The organism is Thermosyntropha lipolytica DSM 11003 (assembly GCF_900129805.1).
GTDB lineage: Bacteria > Bacillota > Syntrophomonadia > Syntrophomonadales > Syntrophomonadaceae > Thermosyntropha > Thermosyntropha lipolytica.
The window spans coordinates 1-21,155 of record NZ_FQWY01000035.1 but is presented as its reverse complement, the minus strand read 5'-3'; the positions used below and the strand labels follow the sequence as shown (position 1 = coordinate 21,155).

Here is a 21,155-nt window from a genome sequence, read left to right as displayed (position 1 = left end):
CTGATTAGGTTTTAATTCATACCGGTAGGCTTTATTCACCAGCATTCTCTATAGCCTCCATGGCTTTTTTTACCCGGTTTTTGGCTGACCTTCTGCCCTCCCTCTTTTTCTTCGCCGACCTTAACCAGTATTGTCCCGGTTGGGGTCTGGTAAGCCGGGACAGGCAGCTTGCCTTCTTTATACCACTTCCAGGCGGTTTTATAGTTAATTCCTTGTTTTTTTGCCCATTCGCTTAGTTTCATGTAGATATTATATCATAAAAAGTAATATTTTAACATATTTTTGTTAATAGTTGGGAACCACTTATCGGTATCTATATCCTTTTTCTGACATGCAGGATAAAATTCTCCTTTTTTCTATCTTTAACTCCATTTGATCTCAAAATTATTATAAACTATATACAAAGTCCTAAGATGTCGAAAAAAAGATGCCGCCTGCACTACTTAACATGTTATCCCTGAGGTCCATAAAAAAACAGCAGGTACTCTAACCTGCACCTGCCGTCATTCTCCTATTCCCAGGGCCTAAACATACCTCACTTTCAATACAGCCTTTCTATATTTTAGATTATATTACTTCCTTATGAGAGCCATCTGTTTTAATCCTGGAAATATTAAATCCTCCTTCAACCCCAAAGAAAGCTTGCATATAATATATCCAATCCCCGGCTACATTCAAATTGTATAACAAATCCCCATCTTCTTCGCCCATAAAAGCGATAATTTTATTTCCTGTCTTATCCAGATTAATCCTGCCAATCTTCATCTTTTCCCATTGATAAGTTACATAAGCATTCCTAACCCCGGTTGAATAATATAAAGTACTTCCCGAAATATTTATGCTCATACAAGGAATATCTAAAAACTTGGCTTTATTTTTGCCATCAATTCCTATTCGGTATATTTTATCATCAGAGGCATTTATATAATAAATCCATCCATCAGCCACATTTATCTCTTTGCATATATCGCCCGTATTCAGTCTTTGACGCTGAGTTCCATCAACACGTACCTTGTATAAAAATCCACCCTCAATATAATCTTCTGTATCAGGTCTTACCAAATAATAAATCCACCCATTATCTACTGCAAAGCCCACGCACTCTTCATCTGTCAACTTTATCTTGCTGCTGCCATCAGTTTTCATTTTGTATATTTTCCCATCTTCTTGATTGATATAGTAAACCCAATCCCCTGCTACCATAAGATTTCCTGCATTATCACTGCTCAGCTTGGTTATACCGGTCCCATCAGCATTAGCTTTATATATACCATCACCAGTATAGTAAATACAATTATTTATAACATTTATATAGCTCATCATAAATAATCCCTCAATTATAACCTGACTAGATTGAGGGTCATTAGCTTTCATTCTTTTTATTCCCTCAAAGGAGCCATAGTAAATCCAATCTCCTTCCCTGGCTGCCAATCCATAATTTATTATATTCCCCGATGTATTGCCTTTTTCCTCTGCTTGTACATCCCCGCTAGTTATCTCCTTGAAGTCAGGAATCTTTCCTATGTAAACCGTTAAGCTAGCCTGATCCCATTCTACCTTTTCTCCCAGGCTTTCCGCAATAAACCTTACCGGCACCATTGTTCGTTTATTTATAATAGTTGCTGGCACATCCAATTTTACTGTTTTATCATTTACTTTCGCTTCCTGTTTATCTATGGGCAGGATAATCTTTATATCCCCCTTTTTTCCTATCGCCTGTCTATGCTGATTATCCCATTCCACTTCCGCTCCTAGAGCCTCAAATATAGCCCGGAAAGGGAGCAAAACCCTGCCTTTAATAATCTGGGGTGAAGATGAAGTAACTAACTCTTCGCCATTGATGAAAATCCTTATGTCCTGCTGCGCATATGCCGGCATAGCAAACAATGAGAAAAGAAAAATACCTGTTATTAAAACAGCAATAGTTTTACTCGACCAGAAACACCGCTTCATAATATCACATCCCCTCCACTAAAAATATTTTGTCCAACTCTTTTCTTCCATCAACCCTTATGAGTAATCCCATCACCCCTCCTCTCCCCTGCTGAACAGGAAAATATTTTTCCCGCTCATATAACTGGTATGCTATTCCTGTATAAGCAAGAGCTTATTTTGTCCGCTATATAATGTCATTACCTTTTTGTCATCTGCCAGATCAGTCAGCTCGCTTAAATAGTTATCCACGGTCAGGACTTTTATCTCCCCATTAGATACGACCACAGTATATTTTGTATTTTTAACATAATCTATAAATGACTTCTGTTGGGCTGTTGCATTTTGCATATTTATCGGCTTACTTCTCAACTCATCGAGTTTTTCTAAAGCTTCTTTTATCTTCTCTATATCTTCTTCCTTAGTAACTTTACCCACAAAATTATAATAATTTAACCTTCCAGTAAATTTTGCCGCTTCATCAATAAAATCCTGTATAGCCTTCAATCTTTCCTGTTCCTCTATAAGCCTCCGTGAAGAATTGGCAAGTACCCCTAAATCAGATAAATTAAACGCGGCACTGGCTAATCCCAGGGTTTTATTGGCTTTCCATATATTATTAAATTCCCTTACCGGCACCGGATAATCTCCTGCATGTTTGCCCAATTCTGGTGTTATGGCAATAGTTTTAAATTCCTTTCGGATCCAGGGACTAAATCCGCCTGATGTGGGATACCCTATTTTAGCTAATGGATAACCTGTTATCCGGGACATCAACCTGGCATAAGTTATATCCCGCTTAACATTTTCAGGAGCTATCCACTGATCATAATATATAACATTACCCGAAGCATGGTAACTTATGGTTATATCTGGCTTTATCCTTCTAGCAAAATCTGCCAGAGCTTTAGCTTCCCTGGCCTGCTCTGGATACTTACCCGGCCAGTTCCAGGGATAGGGTTTTCCAGGATTCTGAACTGCATTGCCGAAGTTTACATCATATTGTCTGTTTAAATCTATTCCCATAGCATTTGCCTTCCACTTGCGATAGTCAGTCAATTTACCTGCTACAGACCTTATTACTTTCTGCTGTTCAGGAGTGAATGCACTTAATCCTTTCTGAACCAGGGTTACTCCATCTGGATTAACCATAGGTACAAAATAAATTTTATTGTGAGATAACAGGTAATTTACATCGTATCCTTCAAATGGAGTTCCGTTTTTAAGATGGTATAAATAATACTCCAGCATTTTCATGGTCAAATTAGTCCCGATATGTTCCCTGGCATGACAAGAAGCATTGATAAATATGGTTCCTAATCCATTACCTATTTTAATCGCATATATATCTCTGCCAAATTCTGATTGTCCTATAATCTCTACTTCCATTAAATCACCGTATTCCTGCTTTAATTTATTTATATCTAACACCATTTGCTCATAGGTATAGACCTGATAAGGATTTATCATATTATAAGCATAAACATAGCCTGGACAGGCTGCTATTAAAATCAGTACCAGTAGAGATATCAACCCAAACTTTAGTTTTTTCACCAATTTAACCCTCTCCCCTATTTAATTTGATTTTTTATTATTTTCAAACCTAAAAAAACATTTTTAGAACTGCAATATCTAAGCAGTTCTTCTTTAACAACAAAAACAAGAGTAATAAAATACAAATTATTATAAAAAAACCAGGCAGATGAAACAGGATAAAAGCAAGATATATAAGTACAAGTAAATTAGAAATACCAAAAAATTAAAAAACAAATGCTTTAACCATTAAGACAAAAAATATCAAATAAATACCAATTCCAACTATCCACCCTAAAAATATAATATTTTTTTATCCTATTTTTCTCGAAAAAAATGTCGATATTTATGTCAAAATTTAATAAATGCTGCCGCTGACGAATAGGACCACTCATCTTTTATATCCTCAAAGCATAAAAAAACAGGTATGTATCCTGTACCTGTTCCTGCTGTTAAGCTACTAATAAATTACCCTAAAAATTTTAACTAACCAAACCAGGGTAAAATTGGCCATCCCACTTCCTTTATCCATAACAAAACCTGATTTAATTGATTTCTACACCCTTATAGAAAAATCACCTGAAACCGAACCTGACATAGAAATATTACCCGAGGATATTGCCATGCTGCAGTATACAGGGGGTACCACCGGATTATCCAAAGGCTGCTGTCTTACCAATTTCAATTTAGCAGCCATAGCCTATCAGGATTATTTTTGGTTTAAACCCGCCTTTCCGAACAACGATTTTGTAAACTTAGCCGCTATCCCCTTTTACCACATCTATGGTTTCAATACCAGCATAAACCTTAACATGATAGCAGGCGGCACCATAGTAATCGTAGATCTCCCCACCCCTGACAATCTGCTGGAAGCCATAAACAGATTCAAGCCTAGCTTCTTTGCAGCTGTGCCTGCTATGATCTATGCCCTCAACCAGCATCCGGGAACCCAAAATTCGGAGATAAAATCCATCAAAGCCATGATATGCGGTTCATCACCCCTGGCCGTAGAAGCCATGAAACAATTCGAAGAGCTGGCTCAAACTGTCATTACCGAAGGATATGGAATGTCCGAAACATCCAATGTTTTAACCTGCAACCCCATGCACCTCAGTAGGAAAGCCTATGCGCCGAGCCCTGCGGGATCAAGAACTGGCCAAAAGAAAATAACGTAAATTGGGGATGGTTCTAAAATGCAAAATTATTTCGATTAGTAATACTTTTTAAATTTAGAACCGTCCCCAAATGAAAAACTGTTTCGATTCGGAAAATTATTTCGCCCACAAGTCGCTAAACCTTTCCCGGCTGTAGTTTATCGCTTCTTCATCCAGAAGCACCAGATAAACCTCCATATCATAATTTTTTAAGAATTCACCTATAGCTGAAACTGCTACTTCCAGAGCTTCTTTTTTGGGATAGCCGAATATGCCGGCCGAAATAAGCGGGAAAGCGATCGACCTGCACCCTTTCTCCTTAGCCAGCTTAAGGGAATTAGTATAACAGCGGTAAAGAAGCTCTCTTTCCCCCTTGCTTCCTCCCTGCCATACCGGACCTACGGTGTGAATTATATAGCGGGCAGGAAGCCTGTATCCTCCGGTTATTACTGCCTCTCCCGTAGCACATCTTCCGATTTTATTACACTCTGCCTGTAGCTCAGCCTCTCCTGCCGCTGCAAAAATGGCTCCACATACCCCGCCTCCCCGCTGCAGGGAAGAATTAGCCGCATTGACTACTGCATCTACCTTCATACGGGTAATATCCCCTTTTATTATTTTGAGCGGCAACGATATTCCCTCCTCTCTTTTTTATTGATTTTAATACAAAACCATGTTTACACCCAAAAAAGAAAAGGAGGATTTTCTCCTCCCTTTCTATTAAAACTGCGGTTCTTCAATTTTCTTGCCGGCTACATATCTAGCTACTATGTTGCGGTCATCTCCGATGTAGATAAATCTCTGCAATCTCTCTTCTATCGTGCGCGGGTTAACATCAGCCAGCGAGCTGTCGTCAATTACCAAAGCGTCAAATTCATACCCTTCTTCAAAGCTGCCTACCTTGCCAAAGAAGCTTCCGCCTCCTTTGGTAGCCAGATAGAACAGCTCAGCTGTCGACAGCGGATCGCCGTTTGCACTGTCTTCTACCCATTTCAGTTTGGAAACCTGGGCAGCTGCCACCATAACGCTCGGTATCGATACATCATGTCCTCCTGATATATCGCTGGCCAGGCCCACCGGAACCCCGGCTTTTATCAGTTTTCTTATCGGAGATATTCCACTCGACAAGTTGTTATTAGAATGCGGCGAATGAGCTACATATACCTTGTTTCTGGCCATCAGCTCTATTTCTTCATCGGTAAGATAGATACAATGGGCCATAACCGTCGGCTGCTGGCCGAAAAGCTGGAACTGCTCATATACGCTGGCATAGTTAGGACATTCCGGATGCAGTTCTTTAACCCAGGCTACTTCCGACCTGTTTTCGGAAAGATGGGACTGAATCGGCACATTATACTTCCTGGCCAGTTCAGAAAGCCCTCTCATCAGTTCCGGAGAACAGGTAGGAACAAAACGGGGAGTTATTATCGGTTTAACCTTTTCGTATTTATCGACCGTTTCCTTTAAAAATTCTTCTGTATCACGAAGAGAATCTTCTGTCGTTTCAATTAATATATCCGGGGCATTCCTATCCATATTAACCTTGCCCACATAGGCAGCAAGCCCGGCTTTATCCAAAAGCTCCATCAGCTTTATAGTCGCATCTTTGTGAATAGTGGCAAATAAAACACAGCGGGTAGTTCCCTGTTTCCAGAGCTCTCTAACTACATTCTGGTAAGCCTTTTTTGCATATGCTAAATCCTTATACTTGGATTCTTCCGGGAAAGTATAAGTTTCCAGCCAGGGTATAAGCTCTTTGTCCAGCCCCAGACCCCGATTTACAAACTGGGGAGCATGGAAGTGAAGATCCACAAAACCTGGAATAATGAGCTTATCCCCATAATCTATAACTTCCAGGTTCGCATATGCAGCCGGTAAATCTTGATAAACCCCTTTTACTTTACCTCCTTCTACCACAATATAGCCGTTTTCAATTATTTCGTACCTGCCGAATTGGGGAGTGAAAACTACATGTCCCTTGTAAGCCTTTACATCCACTGCCGACATCTGCTCATCTCCTTACCGCAAAATAAAAATTAGGCATCTGCTATTTATCCCTTTACCCCCCATATAATTTTACCCATAGCTGCAACTTTATTCAAGTTATTTGCTATTTTTTGTCGAAAAATCATTACCCGTAAAACCGGGACTAAACATCCCTTCCCCCTAACAACAAACTACTCTATTTCTTCCTGCATTCTTAGCCTTATATAAGTTTTCATCTGCTTTTCTTATCAGATCATCACCGGTCAATGTTTCACCCTCCAGAACAGCTATGCCGAAGCTGGCAGTAATTCTTATCTCCTGTTCTTTATATGAGACTACTGCCTCGGCAACTTCTTTTCGTATTCTTTCCGCTGTAGTAAAGGCTCCATCTTTACCGGTATTTGGCAGGCAAATGATAAACTCTTCACCTCCATATCTGGCAACCCAGTCTTCTTGCCCCCTTACATTCTCCTGCAATATCCGGGCAAACTTCTTTAATACTTCATCTCCCGCCATATGGCCATATGTATCATTAACCTTCTTGAAAAAATCTATATCGGCCATAATAACGGCCAGAGGCTTAGCATAGGTTACAGCCCGGAATATTTCAACATCTAGTCTTTCCTTAATAAATCTCCGGTTATAAACCCCGGTCAATTCATCTTTAACCAGCATATCATTCAAGCGGTTTATCTTTTGATAAACCTCAGCTGCATTGTCCAGATCAATCCCTTCTATTATCCCCTTATCAGTTACATCTTGCAAAAATTCGGCTACCATTTTCCCCTTATCGGTAAGCAAAGGAACCGCAGTAACCAGATAAACCTTCTTGCCATTGAACTCAATTTTCACATAAGTTTCTTCTTCATTAAAAGCCCGCATGGAAATACAGTTTGCACATATAGTATTTTGCTTCCAAAACGAATAACAGCTGTCCTCATTCTCCTCCAGCCGGTTATCTTTAAGCATATACGGTATCTTTTTTACCGGGTCAACTACCCTTACCGCATCATACATCCTTTCCCAAAGATCAGAGTTTTTGATAAAATTTTCCATCTCGATTATTTTTTCCATAACATCACCTCATAAAATCATAAGCTTCCTTACAAGAGCAAAACATAAGCGGCCTAAACCTACCCCGGCACTATAATCAATTCTTATTGCTGCTCTCATAAATAAACTTCTTTAAATTTATCTGTTTACGGAAAATCTGCCGCAAAATTTCATCTCTATTCCTTTCCGTTATCCCGGTGAAAGCGAAATAATAATGCCAGACCTTGTTTAACTTAATCTTGCTGGTTATCCTGCCTGGAACCGGAACCCTGGTTCCATCCTCAAACTGGATAACGATGAGCATACCCTTTTTTTCATCCGGATGATAATCGTCATCACAGATGAAAACAAGTTCATTGCCTGAAATTCTAGTAATCGTTATTTCTTTAGCCTCTTTGGTATCCGGTTTTATTATATAGCCCGACAAAAGCCACAATAGCCCGAAATACAATTCATTTGTCTTTTCTACAATATCATAAATTTTCAATATATTAGCATCTATTCTTTTGGTCTTTACCCGGTATTCAAAAATTATGTTTTGTTTTTCAATAATCAAGGTATTAATGACAAGGGGACTTTCTACTTCCTCAATGTTTTTCACTGAATGAAACATCATATCTTCGCCTTCTTTAGATAGATAGCCTTCATAGCTATATTCAGCCTTACCGGTATGCATTATCAGCCGGGCAGGTAAAAAGATATCATCCAGGACTTTATTACTATAATTAAGCCTTTCGTTTAAAATCTCCACCGCTATGTCAGCAATCTGAGGGTCAAAATCCTTGCCCCGGCAAGCTCTAAGTTCGCTGATGGCTTCTTTGATATCTTTTTGTTTTTTATAGCTCCTTTCTCCCAGCATAGCATCTAGAGCATCTGCCACTTTAAGTATCCTGGCTTCTCTTTCTATCTCTTCTCCTTTCAGCCCATTCGGGTAGCCGGTTCCATCCCATTTTTCATGATGCTGATAAATCCACTGGGGAATCCTGGCATTTAGCTCAAACAAAAACATATTTTTGGCAATATTGTAACCTATCTCCGCATGTTTCTTCATTTCGTTATATTCTTCTGCTGTCAACTTGCCCGGTTTATTCAATATATTTTTATCAATAAATATTTTGCCTATATCATGCATAACCGCAGCCAGATAAATCCTGGTCAAATCTTCATCAGCATATTTTAGCCTTTTAGCTATCTCAATCGCCCAGGCTGCTACATTGTAAATATGCCGGGGCATAAAATCGCTTTTTTCACTAAATATTTCATCGATCAAAATCATAGTCTCCAGCAAAGACTTATAAAATAATTTCTGATAAAATCTCCGCTGTATATCCAATATATGTTCAACCACAACCTGATTTAACCTTTCTAAATCTACATCTATATCTTCATCCTTAAACCTGCCTAAACAGACAACCGCAAAAACCTCTCCCCCATAAGCCACAGGAATGCCTATTTCTCTTCGCACTCCTTTAACCATAGGTTTAAAATTTTTTCCCTCATTATTGATTACCATCTGTTTGCGATCAATCACCTGCCAAATAACTGAATCCTGATTGTAGTCAAAATGCAAAAATTCAGAAAAATTGTACTCAACCGGCATCCTGTCATCATGAAGCGAAAGCACCCTGAAGGCGTAATCCCCATATACTGCATAAATCAAGCCTATATCTGCTCCCGACCCTTTTATTAACCCCTTTAACTTTTCCTTTAAAACTCTCATTTTATCACCCCAATATATAACCACAAACATTTCTTCTGTCCTATTTTGCCAAAATTCATGCTTAATTTAAATTATCGATGATTTTATATCCCATAGCAAATAAATTTTCTTAAAATCCTTTCTATTCTAAAAAATCAAGTATAACTGCCTGTAAACGCTAACATAATTAAGGGGGATTAAATGATAAAATCAGGAAAATGAAAAAACAGCAGGTATCTCAAAACCTGCTGTTCCTGAAGGTTGGCAGGAAACCAAGCTGCAAAACTGCCCCCAAAATAATCAGGCCATAGTCTTATAATATTAACATTCAATTCAATTCTTGAAAATATTTCTTTATAATCTCATAACTCTTCTTCAATCTTTCTTTATAAACGGGATCTTCCCATCCCTTCCACTTAAATATTTTAAGGTCAATATTTTGCTTCCCTGGAAATACGTCTTCTATTTTACCGTTGGATAAAACAACACCACTAATAACAAATCCTTCAGTAACAACCGTTTTAAATTCATCTCGCGCGGGAAAACTGTTAAACTTTCTAGCATCATCCAGCACTCTATGGCTAGAGGGATCAGTTACATTAAGTCTTGCCCATGGTATCCTTATATGAATTTTATCATCAATATAGTAGTTTTGGCTGGAATCAGAAAAATCTCCATACCTTAATGTGCTTCCATCCTGCCTGATCTCAGGAATAATCTTTCCATCCATGGTAATGCGCGATTTGTTGATAATAGGTCTTATTTCTTCAAAAATCCCATTATCCGTCTTCTTGGAGGAAAATTTGAAATTACCAATGTTATAGTCAGGATGTGCTAACAGTTTTGCACTATTCTTATTTAATTTTATTATAAATTCCATACCTGATGGTGCTTTAATATCCAGCTTAGGGTCATATTTAAAGTCCCCTCTATTTCTATCATAGGTATCTATACCGATTATAATTTCTTTACTGTTAATATCTACATTTTTGTCATATTCGATGTCCAAATATAAATAGGAAACATCGCTGGAAATTTCTATCTTCTTAATTATCCCATCATCTTCCAATACCATATCTGCTTTTTCAGGTTTAATGCTCTCATATGCAAGTATGCCATAATTTTGTTCAGGATCTATGGCATTATGCCAAAGAACATGCCTTTCGTAAGGGATCATGAAAGGCTCAGTAATCCATGTCTTTTTAGCCCATTCATCCATCCATTCAAATATAATCCCCCCTAAATAGCCTTCAGCCTTTATCGCCTTCATCATCCTAACAATTCCCTCACCCTGCATAACTTCATCAAGCCCACCATGATTATAACCATCAGGATTTTCATGAGCATTGCCCATGCCTGTGGCCAGCCCAAATTCGGCAACTAATGCAGGGAATTTCTGGTGCTGAGATATAAATTCTTTTAAATACCCGCCATACATTAGCCTTCCTTTATCATCTTTATAATTCTTATAATGTTCCTCATTGTTCATAAAATCAGGATAATTAGGATAAATATGATAGGCTCCAAAAAATCCTGCCATATTTTTTTCTCCTAAATCAAAATTATTAATATCAATGCTTACTTTATCATTATATTCCAGCTCTTTTTTACCATATTCATTAAACTCAGATCTGTGCACAATAGGGTCTAAAGTAGGCCAGCTTACAATGGCTACCGGGTGTTGCATCTTATACTTCGTATCCTCATAATCCATAACATAATCACAACTCTTAGCAAGCCAGGCTTCAGTTGCTTCCCCTTTAGTTGAGGAAATATATTTCCCCTTATATATATAGCCTTTATTCTTTTCATTGGTACTAATAACCTCATCCGGCTCTAATTCTCTTCCTACCAGAAAGGCTATTGTCCATTTCGAAACATCCGCTTTATATTCTCCAAATGACTTTCCCCTTCTCTCGGGAATATTAATATTACCATGAATGGCATCTACCACATATTCTATCTCCTGCATAAAGTTTTCCATATTTTCTTTATCTAAATAATTATGATCTTTAGGATTTTCATCTGGCCATATTTCCTGTATCAGGTATAGTGGATTATCTGCATGGATTTGGTTATATGTTTTTAGAGCACTATAAAATGATGGGTGAATTAGCGTATAAACACGTATGGTATTGGCATTCATTTTTCCTATCAAGTCAAACCACTTTAAATATTCCATTTCATCTTCAGGCATTTGAGTAAACCATTTTCCAGGAAGCGCAAATCCCATATTGACACCTTTTATAAAAACAGGTTGCCATTTTCCCTTTTTATATATTTCCAGCTTATTGCCATTTATCCTGGAAACAAGTTTGGTACCATTTATTTCAAATATCTCGCCACCACCTTTTGCTGGTATTTTTTCTACATCCCTGATTATTTTCTTCATCACTGGCACATATACCTTCCAGAAGAAAGCCTCCTGAGATGCATCTATGTTCATCGTTATTAATTTTTTAAACTTATCATACCCTGCCATATTATAAAACCTGGGAATATCATTAATATCTACAAAGTCACCGGCAAAATAATATGCCGTATAATCATCATTCTTGTTCTTATATATGGCTGGGAATGAAGCCTTAATATTATGTTTATTTAATTTTTCCCGTCCACTTTCATTCAGGTCAAGAACAAAATTGGCTAATACCTCTGCTCCTTTATCTTCTGTTATTTCAAACCAGTAATAATAGTTAACCTTATCCCTGGCTTTAAATTGATTTATATATTCATCTTTAAAATCCACATACATTTTCTTATTTTTAAAATCATTTTGGTCTAAAACTATTATTTCATTATTTTGCGATATAAATACAAACCCATTACCTTTAAAATCCCATTTCCTTTGGTATTGTTCTTCATAGGCTTTGATTACCCACAGCGGCACTTCCATTTCCTTTTCCAATCTGGCAAAATACCTTCCTATCCATCCACTCCATTCAAACCCAAAAACGTCTTCCATTTCCTTCCTTACTTTTTCCCCCGTAGGGTATTCTATCGTATTAAATTCTGCTACTACAGTTCGTCCATTATTTAAATATGATTTTATTTGGAACCATTCTGCTTCACTTAATCCTCCATATATCAGGTTTGACTTTGTCCCCTCAGCATTTAATTTATTAAAATCATCAGTATATACTCCATAAGTATCTGCAATATAAATCAAATCGGGATTATTAGGTTCTATGGGAAATATATCATAGGCATCATCCTGGGGGTAAAATCCAAAATAATCCCTGGTATAATCAAAATACTCCTGGGTCAACGCATTTTTAATTTTCATATTATTCAGTATCCACACTAACCCCTTATGTTCCCGGAAATCTTTTGTAGGAACAGTTTTATCGATAATCCACACATTAAGACTTGAAGGCTTCTGGGCTGCAAAAATGATAAAAGGAGTTGAAATAAATAAAAATATTATAATCATAACAATAAAAACTGTTTTTTTCATAAAATCACCCGCTTTTTATTTCTCCTGAAAACCCTTTCTCTTTATCTCACCCCAACTATGCTTCATTTCTCTAAACCTAACAATTCCTTCGATTCTAAAAAGAGTTGTCATCTGTCTATATCCAAAGTTTTCTAAAACGCCATAGAAACTTAACTTTAAAAGCTGTTTCAATGATGGATATTTGTTAAAGGTATATTCTTCCAGAAGTATCGCTCCGAGGGATAATAAAACCCCATAAAGTATCGAGGCTACTAAAAATAAAATAAAATACTTTACATTCAATAATCCAAGAAAATAAGCAAGGGGAATTAGAATATATCCTAAAAATTCAATAACCGGGCCAATCATTTCAAATAACCAAAAGTAGGGAACGCCAATCATCCCAATTTGTTTATACCTAGGATTAAAGAACATCCTTTTGTGCTTAAACAAACTATCCATCAAGCCAATCTGCCATCTTCTCCTTTGTCCTCTTAAATCCTTAATTCTCTCTGGCGCCTGGGTCCAACAAACAGGATCAGGAATAAACTTGATTCTATACGGCCTTTTATTTCTCAGGAAATATTCATGCAGCTTAACCACAAGTTCCATATCTTCCCCTATCGTATTCCTGGCATAACCTCCAACTTCAATCACGGCATCCTTCCTAAATGCCCCAAAGGCTCCCGATACTATCAAAAGTGCATTTATTGAATCCCAGCCTATCCTTCCGGTCAAAAATGCCCTTAGATATTCTACAACCTGAAACATAGCCAATCTACTCTGGGGAAGGTCAATATTAACAACCCTTCCCCTTTGAATAGTTGAACCATTGGCTATCCTAACTATTCCTCCCACCGCTATTGTCTTTTTGTCTTCAATAAATGGCATAATAACTCTAACTAAAGAATCACTTTCAAGTATCGAATCTGCATCTATTGATGTTATAACCGGGAAGTTGGCTATATTAATTCCTGCATTTAAAGCATCGGCTTTGCCTCCATTTTCTTTGTCGACTAATATAAGCTGGGGAAGTTCTATATTCCTATAAATCCCCTTGATTTTATTGGTCTTTATTCTATATCTTACAGGCTGATTTACCTTTACTAAGTCAAAGGCCTCAATTACCTTTTTTAATGTATTATCTTTAGAACCATCATTAATAACTATTACTTCAAATTTGGGATAGTTAAGCGCCAGAAGTGATTTTATATTTTCTACTATCGTTTCTTCTTCATTATATGCAGGAACTAATATGGATATGGGTAGCATATTATCAGAAACTTTATATTTCTGGTAATCTGAATACCTTATCTTTCTTATATAATCATTTAACTTAAAGGCGGCAAGTATCAGTTGGAGAAAATAAATAAAATTAATAACTAAAACATAATATATAATAAAATAATTAAACTTTAATACCATCTCCCTGAGAAATAATGTATGCATATTTATCACCTGTCTTTTTCCTCAATATACTTTCTAATCTTTTCGCTAAGCCTGGGATTCCTATCTGCAAATTTGTCATACTCTAAAACCTTGTCCCAACCATAGCTGGTCTCAAGAACAGCTATGATAATATCCTTGGCAAACTTATCTTGCCCATCCAAAATATCATAGACTATATCCATTCCCCCTTCGATGCTAATTAGAGAATTTGCTGCATTATATCTTACATACCATTCTCTGTCAGATAAAGCTACAGCAAGTGGAACAAGTGCCTTTTCACTTTGCATTTGTCCTAATACTTTAGCAGCTATGGCCCTAACCTCCCAATCCTCATCTTCTAATAGGGATATTATGGCTTCAACATATCTATTATCCCCCATATTGCCTAGAGCCTTCATGGCTGCTATCTTTTTTTCTTTATTTTCACTTGTTAAAAACAATGCTATTTCGTCAGCTAACATGGTATCTTTATAGTTTCCAGCCGACTTTATAAATATAGAGGATATAAAATCATCATCAATATAAATTAGCTTTCTATAAACATATATCTTATCTCCCTCAAAGCTATCAGCTATTTCCACAAGGCTTCGTTCACTCAGGGGGATAGATTCTGTTAACCTTTTAAAGGCCTCAATAAATGCCTCCTCATCACCTATCCTGGCTAGTGCCATTAAAACATTATATTTTACTCCTACATGCTCTAAATAAATTAACTCCAGTAATTTAGCAATCGCCTTTTTACTCCTCATAGCCCCAAGATGCCTGGCAGCAAGAGCAACCTCATGCAAGTCCCTGCTATTTAATTTTTTTATCTCATAATCAACAAGCCCAATATCCTCAGCTAGTTTAGTAAGCCTGGTAGAAATACTTCCTTTAAAGTTTTCAAAGTAAAATAGCATTCTTTCTTCAATAACTTCTCTTTTTGTTTTGTCTTTTAAATAATTAGATAAAATGCTAATTTGTACATCTGTAACCTCCTTCTCGTCAAGCTCGGAAATTATTCCATCAAGAAGTGAAGATATGCTTTCTTGATACTTTTGTTTTCTTTTCTCTTTATATTCGGCATATATTTTTTCGGCCACAAGGTATAAAAAAAGTGCAATTATTAATATAGAAAATAAGATAATTGAATATAAAACAATTAATTCCATAATATCACCACTAATCTATTAACTTTTTAATTCTGCTGTCTAGTTCCCCAGGTGAAAATGGTTTTATAATATAATCATCTGCGCCTAAATCTAATGCTCTTTTGATATACTCTTCATTCTTTTGGGATGTTAAAACAATAATGGCAATTTCCTTATCTTTTTGTCTTATGTTTTTAATTAGCTCATCTCCATTCATCAATTTCATAAAATAATCTGTAACCACCAAATCTATCTTGTTATTTTCTAATATCTCCAGGGCTTCTGTTCCATCTAACGCGGTAAAGACATTATATCCCTTGTTTTTATATCTAGATTTTAGTATAGATAGAATTATTTTATCATCATCTACAAACAAAATATTTTTATTTCTGCTTTGCTTAAATGACTCACTATCTGAAACTACTCTACTTTTACCTTCAATTTTGGCCCTTGAAAGTGCATCTTTGGCTCTGATATATAGCTCTTGGAAGCTTTTATCACCTTCAACTCTAGTGGCAATCCCTGCTGAAAAACTAACACTCATTCCATAGTTTTGGCCTAACTCTATAGAATATTTTAAAACCTCCTCAGCAGCATCTTTTACCCACTTTATATCCCTTTCATAGAATACTATTGCAAATTCATCTCCTGCTATCCTATAAGCTACATCAACCTTGGTTGTATATTTCTTAAACTCGGAAATTACATCTTTTATTATGCTGTTTCCCAGGGAAAACCCCATTTTTTTATTTATCTCCGCCATATTATCAAAATCAATTAATAGCAATGTAATATCTTCTTCCTCATTTTTAGCCATGGTATATAAATATTCTGCCAAAATTTCGCCTTGTCTTTTGGTATAAAGTCCTGTGGCTATATCATATACTGCATTTTTTAGGCATTTTGAGCTCATATTTATAAAGTTCAGTATTTTTAAACAAAGCTCTTCTACATCAAAATCATTTCCTACACATTCAACAACACCTAGTTTTAAGAATTCCAGCCTGGTATTATAGTCCCTGTCGGAAATTACAACAACTGGTAATTGTTCTAACATCTTTTCTTCTCTAATCGATTTTAATATAGTAAGTACATTTAAGGAGTTTTCATTTTGAATTATAACCAAAGAGGGATCACATGAGAAAATTGTATCTACCACATCACTCTTTGATACCACAACATCTATCTCCCTATTTTGCAGTTTATTTACTATCCCCTTTAGTCTATCATCATCATCTGAAAATACTAAAACCCTATGTCTATCAGCCACCTTATTATTTAAAATATCCCTTATGACTAAAAGTTTCTTCATCAATTTTTTTTCCTCTGTATCTTCTTCCCAATCAATTAGTTCCCTATATATGTCATCAATGCCATTGGCCTTAGAAATTTCCTTCACCTTTTTTAAAACACCTTTTACCACATTGTAAAAGCTTTTGTCCTTATTTTCCATTTCCATTAATTCATTTATGTTGCTTAGTATGTCTTTAAATACCCCTTCTAGATAGTCCATATTACTCCCCTCCTATTCACACTCATTCCTATACCGCACGCAATTCCTGCCGGCAACCCCGAAATGGGCAATGCCCCTTCCTACACCCGATATATCCATTTGGCTTAGGCTTTCCCGCAGTTCTTCCGCCAAACGGACCGCATTATTTACCGTTGTATTCGGCATAAGTATGGCAAATTCCTCTCCGTTTTAGTGTACTCACCCTGGCCCCTTATTTTGGGGGCTAAATAGATATCTCCCCCAATCATTGTGTTGTTCCCCTTTCAATGATAGGGGATTGGTCTGGCAGAGTGGTCCACTTTTTTGCCAGCGTTTCTGCTTTTTGGGGCTCACTTTTATGTTAGCGTTTACATGCAGGTTTTGGTTAACATATCGATACTACTGATATAAGATAAATTCGCTAGGTAAAATTTGCTACTACCCCAAAACCTGGTCTTGAATCCTTAAAAAACCCTGGAAATAAAGCAAGACAGGCAAAAGCGCTACATTTTTCACCCTATTGCCTGTCTTGTATTTCGACAGCTGCTCACCGTCTAGGCTTCCTGCTTATTTCAGCCTGGCAGCAAATATGCAAAGAGCCTGGAATTAACTAACTTATATTTTAAACCTGCCCACCAGCAGGCTCAGCTTTTCTGCCATTTCCGCCTGAGCCTGGGCCGTCCTGGCCACTTCTTCAAGCGCTTTGCCGGTTTCCGCAGCATTGTTGCTAATTTCCTGGGAAGAAGCCGTTGCTTCTTCTATGGCCGCCGCTACTCCTTCAATGGCCTTGTTGACTTCACCTATAGATGAAGCTATGTAGGAAGCAGCGGCAGCAAATTCTTCCATCAGGTTTTTTACAAATTGAGCATCTTTTGCATACTGCTCGCCTGTTTTCTCCAGCATGTCATAATCAGGGGTTACTTTGTCATCGATAAATTTAAGGATTTCTCCCGCATTGACGGTTAGCTTTTCTACCGCCGCTTTTACCTGCTGGATTACCTGCTGGATGTTGCCTGCCGTTTGCATCGAATGTTCAGCCAGTTTGCGGACTTCTTCGGCTACCACCGCAAATCCCCGGCCCTGGTCTCCAGCCCGGGCCGCTTCAATAGCGGCATTGAGAGCCAAAAGATTGGTCTGGCCGGCTATCTCGGAGATAACATCCGCCATTTTGCCGATTTCTTCCACTATCCTGGCTTCTTCTATGGCTTTCTTTATTTCCTGCTGTTTGGCATGGTAAATGCTCTGGGCAGTTTGCCTGGAGGCAATAGCCGTTTCTTTCATCCCTTCCGCTCTTTTTTCGATTTCTTCTACATTGGCACTGGCCTCCTGGGCTTTGGTTTTTAGTTTTTCCGCTTCGTTTCCAATCTGGCTGCTGGAGGCAGTAACTTCCTCTACCGAAGCGCTGGTTTCCTGCATGCCAGCAGCGATCTGGTGTACTGACTCCGTTATGTTTTCTCCCTGGGCACTTACTTCTTCTACCGTAGCCGAGAGTTCCTGGCTGGCTGCGCTGGTTTCCGATACCGAAGCCGCCACTTCTTTCAGCAGCTCGCGCATTTGCGCATTCATATCATGAAAAGCCTGTGCCAGCTCTCCTATTTCATCCCGGCGTTTAAGGAAAATCTCCGGCATTTCCCGGGTAAAGTCTCCGCCGGCCATAAGACGGGCATGTTCAACGGCAGCTTTGATAGGAGCTGCAATGGATCCTGCCATCATAATGGTCAGGACTAATGCCAGTATTAAAACGATTATGGTTACCACCAGTACTATCCATTTGAGGTGACTTACATTTTCCAGTATTTCGCTTTTAGGTGCGGTAACTGCTATGGACCAGCCGGTAGTTTTAACCGGGGCATAGGCAGCTATTTTTTCTTCGCCTTTAAAGCTATAAGCATATACCCCTTCCTCTCCTCGGGCCATTCGGGTCATCAACTCTGCCGCCGGAGCCAGAGAAGGATCGGTTTTAGCCATCTCTATGTAGTTTTCTTGATTTATTACCCGTTCTCTATTTTTGTCGGCAATGAATTTGCCGGTGCCATCTACGGCAAAGGCATAGCCGGTGCGGCCGTAGCTTATGGAAGAGACCAGCTGGCTTAGTTTTTCCCCATCAATAACGCCGAACAATACGCCTATTATCTCGCCTGTAGCATAATGACGCACCGGGGTAGCCACCACAAAAACGACGGAATTGTCCACCTTGCTTACTATACTGCTCGAATAATAGGTCTTGCCCTGCAGAGCCTCTTTAAAATAATCACGGTCGGCAACATTGGCGGTTTTGCCATCGTTCAGGATAGCATTGCCCTGCCGGTCAGCTAAACCGAATTGTTTGAAACCGAGACTTTCTGCTCTTTTCTGCTCATTTTGCAGGGCTTTTAGTTTTTCTTCCAGAGTAGCCTCCCGATCCCCTTGAATACCCCGAATAACATTTCTTGCTGCTATTCCTTCCACCACATACATCCGAGCCTGAAGCCGGCTGTCCACCGTTTCTGCCACCTGTTTGGCTACTTTCAGCATACTATCTTTAGCTTCATCTTCCAGGGCATTTCCGGCCTGGTTGTAGCTTACTATACCTACCACCAGGCATCCAATAAGCACAATAAGCCCAAAAAGCAGAGTCATTCTGCCCCGCAGGCCGGTAAGGGAACTTACCTTTTCGTTCATAACTTATTCCCCTCCTGTCTGTATTTTTTCCCTTTATACCGCAGTTTTTCTGGGGTTTATTTTGTCTTGCAGCAAGCGGGCCGGGTCTAAAAGGAGTATAATCTTTTCTCCCTGTTTGGCAAGCCCAACGATATATTCACTGCTATAGGTGCTGTCCTCGCCAGCTTTCTCTATTTCACTTTCGTTTATCCTGGTTACCTGGGCTACGGCATCAACCAGAAAACCCACCTGGCTATCATCGATGCTTACTACTATAATCCTGCTTTCCGCAGTTACTTTTTCTTTTTCCATATTAAAAAAGGTTCGCAGATTGATAACCGGGATAATCTTGCCGCGCAGGTTAATTATCCCTTCTACATATTCCGGCATCTCCGGCATCCTGGTGGGCGCCATATAGCGGGTTATTTCCTGGATATTGACTATATCAAGGCCTAGATGCTGATTGGCTACGGTAAACACTACATACTGTTTATCCATTTTTTCACCTCCTCCCTGCCTAATCTAAAAAAGCCTCCCACCGCTATTCTTTAATAAAAGACTGGTAAAAACCGGTCAAACCTGGAAAAGCAAAGACATGAACAGGGAATTGACTTTGAGGTTTTCAGAAAGTTCCCGCTTTTTTGGATTTTACCGTTCACATCTCCACCAGCTGTCGACATCCTTTCTGCCTCCCCTCAATATTTTTTAATAGTTAGTTGTTTCACAATTTTTCAATATCCCCCTCATGTTGCTTTTTGGTCTTTTGACCCCAAATTTTTCTAATTCTTTAATTATATTTTAAAGCTTTTCTGATTTTTTTTTTGTCATATTTCAATTTTTTTTGCATATCTGAACAGAGATTGCTACTTTTGCATATTTCCCATCCCAGGAAAATAGAAAAATTGTGGAAATAAAAAAGCCCCCATTTTTATCGCATTTATCAGTTGGCAAAACCGGAAAACAACCAAAGGCGGGGAAAGTCACCAGTATATTATCCGGCAGGGAGTTATTTGCCAGTGTAAACCAGGGCCATCCTTATGCATCGCCCAACCACTCCACCCCATACCTTTTAGCGATTTCCCATTCCCCCATAAGGAGGGGTGCATCTTTTAACGAAAGTGTGCAGAAAAACAAAAAACACCGCCTTAAAACGGTGCCTCAACACAAGCAACACAAGGGGACGGTTCCTTTGTGCTGTCTTACATTTATACCGTCCCCCTGTACTTTTTAATTCAGTTTTTTCTTTAGCTCCTCTATCCTTTCTACTGAAAGCCCGGTAATCTCTGCTATAGTTTCTATATCCAATCCTTTTTGTAAAGCATTCAATGCCGCTTCTTCTTTCCCTTTTTCTATACCTTTTTCTATACCTTTTTCTATACCTTTTTCTATACCTTTTTCTATACCTTTAGCTATACCTTGCTCTATCCCTTTCCTTATCCCTTCCTCCATACCCTCTCTTCTCCACTTCTCCGCTAAAGTCATCAGGTCCTCCCTCCTCTCAGGAAGTATTTTCTCTATACATTCTATAAGTATTTCCTCATCTACTTTTTCTACCGCTCCTAATATATATTCTATTATACTCACCTGCAAATAGCTATATCCCCTCTCCATCTCCCGCATCTGCCAGAATATCTTTTCTACCTCTACCTTT

General features: G+C 38.3%; 15 protein-coding genes and 1 pseudogene. 1 reads left to right on the top strand and 15 read right to left on the bottom strand.

Translation table 11 applies throughout. The features are described from left to right. Positions 1 to 35 precede the first annotated feature (35 nt). The 3 genes from BUB92_RS12020 to BUB92_RS08870 form a co-directional block, all read right to left on the bottom strand. On the bottom strand, positions 36 to 242 hold the full coding sequence (locus BUB92_RS12020) for a hypothetical protein (protein WP_200774239.1): 207 nt from the start codon (positions 240 to 242) through the stop codon (positions 36 to 38). A 325-nt stretch (positions 243 to 567) separates the two neighbouring features. After that, entirely contained in the window at positions 568 to 1,953 is a 1,386-nt protein-coding gene (locus tag BUB92_RS11560) for a DUF5050 domain-containing protein (RefSeq protein ID WP_073093037.1), read from the bottom strand. Between the two features lie 132 nt (positions 1,954 to 2,085). Next, a complete protein-coding gene (locus BUB92_RS08870; protein WP_242939037.1) occupies positions 2,086 to 3,486 on the bottom strand; it encodes a M14 family zinc carboxypeptidase in 1,401 nt (466 codons plus the stop codon). A 485-nt stretch (positions 3,487 to 3,971) separates the two neighbouring features. Here BUB92_RS08870 and BUB92_RS08865 point away from each other — a divergent pair, with 485 nt between their 5' ends. Then, positions 3,972 to 4,640, top strand: coding sequence for an AMP-binding protein (locus tag BUB92_RS08865; RefSeq protein ID WP_073093031.1), 669 nt, complete (start codon positions 3,972 to 3,974; stop codon positions 4,638 to 4,640). Between the two features lie 96 nt (positions 4,641 to 4,736). Here the strand turns inward: BUB92_RS08865 and BUB92_RS08860 are convergent, their stop codons facing one another. From BUB92_RS08860 to BUB92_RS11550, 12 genes and pseudogenes are all read right to left on the bottom strand, one after another. Next, positions 4,737 to 5,249: a macro domain-containing protein gene (locus BUB92_RS08860; protein ID WP_084728435.1), complete on the bottom strand. Its 513-nt coding sequence runs from the start codon at positions 5,247 to 5,249 to the stop codon at positions 4,737 to 4,739. Between the two features lie 90 nt (positions 5,250 to 5,339). After that, a complete protein-coding gene (gene guaD / locus BUB92_RS08855) occupies positions 5,340 to 6,626 on the bottom strand; it encodes a guanine deaminase (RefSeq protein ID WP_073093025.1) in 1,287 nt (428 codons plus the stop codon). Between the two features lie 159 nt (positions 6,627 to 6,785). Beyond that, positions 6,786 to 7,679 (bottom strand): GGDEF domain-containing protein, encoded by an 894-nt coding sequence (locus BUB92_RS08850; RefSeq protein WP_073093022.1) that lies wholly within the window; start codon positions 7,677 to 7,679, stop codon positions 6,786 to 6,788. A gap of 76 nt (positions 7,680 to 7,755) precedes the next feature. Continuing rightward, a complete protein-coding gene (locus tag BUB92_RS08845) occupies positions 7,756 to 9,378 on the bottom strand; it encodes an HD-GYP domain-containing protein (RefSeq protein ID WP_073093017.1) in 1,623 nt (540 codons plus the stop codon). 307 nt (positions 9,379 to 9,685) lie between these two features. Further along, the gene (locus BUB92_RS08840) at positions 9,686 to 12,814 is read right to left on the bottom strand and encodes a hypothetical protein (RefSeq protein WP_073093014.1); all 3,129 of its coding nucleotides are present in this window, start codon (positions 12,812 to 12,814) and stop codon (positions 9,686 to 9,688) included. 15 nt (positions 12,815 to 12,829) lie between these two features. After that, positions 12,830 to 14,242: a glycosyltransferase family 2 protein gene (locus BUB92_RS08835; RefSeq protein WP_073093040.1), complete on the bottom strand. Its 1,413-nt coding sequence runs from the start codon at positions 14,240 to 14,242 to the stop codon at positions 12,830 to 12,832. Positions 14,243 to 14,247: 5 nt separating this feature from the next. After that, the gene (locus BUB92_RS08830; protein ID WP_073093011.1) at positions 14,248 to 15,393 is read right to left on the bottom strand and encodes a HEAT repeat domain-containing protein; all 1,146 of its coding nucleotides are present in this window, start codon (positions 15,391 to 15,393) and stop codon (positions 14,248 to 14,250) included. A gap of 10 nt (positions 15,394 to 15,403) precedes the next feature. Further along, positions 15,404 to 16,885, bottom strand: coding sequence for a GGDEF domain-containing response regulator (locus tag BUB92_RS08825; protein WP_073093008.1), 1,482 nt, complete (start codon positions 16,883 to 16,885; stop codon positions 15,404 to 15,406). A 12-nt stretch (positions 16,886 to 16,897) separates the two neighbouring features. Further along, on the bottom strand, positions 16,898 to 17,050 hold the full coding sequence (locus BUB92_RS11845; RefSeq protein ID WP_159432328.1) for a hypothetical protein: 153 nt from the start codon (positions 17,048 to 17,050) through the stop codon (positions 16,898 to 16,900). Positions 17,051 to 17,479: 429 nt separating this feature from the next. Then, complete coding sequence (locus BUB92_RS08815) at positions 17,480 to 19,525, bottom strand: methyl-accepting chemotaxis protein (protein ID WP_073093005.1); 2,046 nt, start codon at positions 19,523 to 19,525, stop codon at positions 17,480 to 17,482. Between the two features lie 33 nt (positions 19,526 to 19,558). Further along, on the bottom strand, positions 19,559 to 20,002 hold the full coding sequence (locus BUB92_RS08810; protein ID WP_073093002.1) for a chemotaxis protein CheW: 444 nt from the start codon (positions 20,000 to 20,002) through the stop codon (positions 19,559 to 19,561). Between the two features lie 729 nt (positions 20,003 to 20,731). Continuing rightward, a pseudogene (locus BUB92_RS11550) lies at positions 20,732 to 21,155 on the bottom strand (Rpn family recombination-promoting nuclease/putative transposase); the annotation flags it as partial.

Bases quoted from the DNA above. Each gene is read 5' to 3' on its own strand.
- BUB92_RS12020 (WP_200774239.1), bottom strand. From the start codon at position 242: ATGAAACTAAGCGAATGGGCAAAAAAACAAGGAATTAACTATAAAACC.
- BUB92_RS11560 (WP_073093037.1), bottom strand. From the start codon at position 1,953: ATGAAGCGGTGTTTCTGGTCGAGTAAAACTATTGCTGTTTTAATAACA.
- guaD (WP_073093025.1), bottom strand. From the start codon at position 6,626: ATGTCGGCAGTGGATGTAAAGGCTTACAAGGGACATGTAGTTTTCACT.
- BUB92_RS08850 (WP_073093022.1), bottom strand. From the start codon at position 7,679: ATGGAAAAAATAATCGAGATGGAAAATTTTATCAAAAACTCTGATCTT.
- BUB92_RS08845 (WP_073093017.1), bottom strand. From the start codon at position 9,378: ATGAGAGTTTTAAAGGAAAAGTTAAAGGGGTTAATAAAAGGGTCGGGA.
- BUB92_RS08840 (WP_073093014.1), bottom strand. From the start codon at position 12,814: ATGAAAAAAACAGTTTTTATTGTTATGATTATAATATTTTTATTTATT.
- BUB92_RS08835 (WP_073093040.1), bottom strand. From the start codon at position 14,242: ATGCATACATTATTTCTCAGGGAGATGGTATTAAAGTTTAATTATTTT.
- BUB92_RS08830 (WP_073093011.1), bottom strand. From the start codon at position 15,393: ATGGAATTAATTGTTTTATATTCAATTATCTTATTTTCTATATTAATA.
- BUB92_RS08825 (WP_073093008.1), bottom strand. From the start codon at position 16,885: ATGGACTATCTAGAAGGGGTATTTAAAGACATACTAAGCAACATAAAT.
- BUB92_RS11845 (WP_159432328.1), bottom strand. From the start codon at position 17,050: ATGCCGAATACAACGGTAAATAATGCGGTCCGTTTGGCGGAAGAACTG.
- BUB92_RS08815 (WP_073093005.1), bottom strand. From the start codon at position 19,525: ATGAACGAAAAGGTAAGTTCCCTTACCGGCCTGCGGGGCAGAATGACT.
- BUB92_RS08810 (WP_073093002.1), bottom strand. From the start codon at position 20,002: ATGGATAAACAGTATGTAGTGTTTACCGTAGCCAATCAGCATCTAGGC.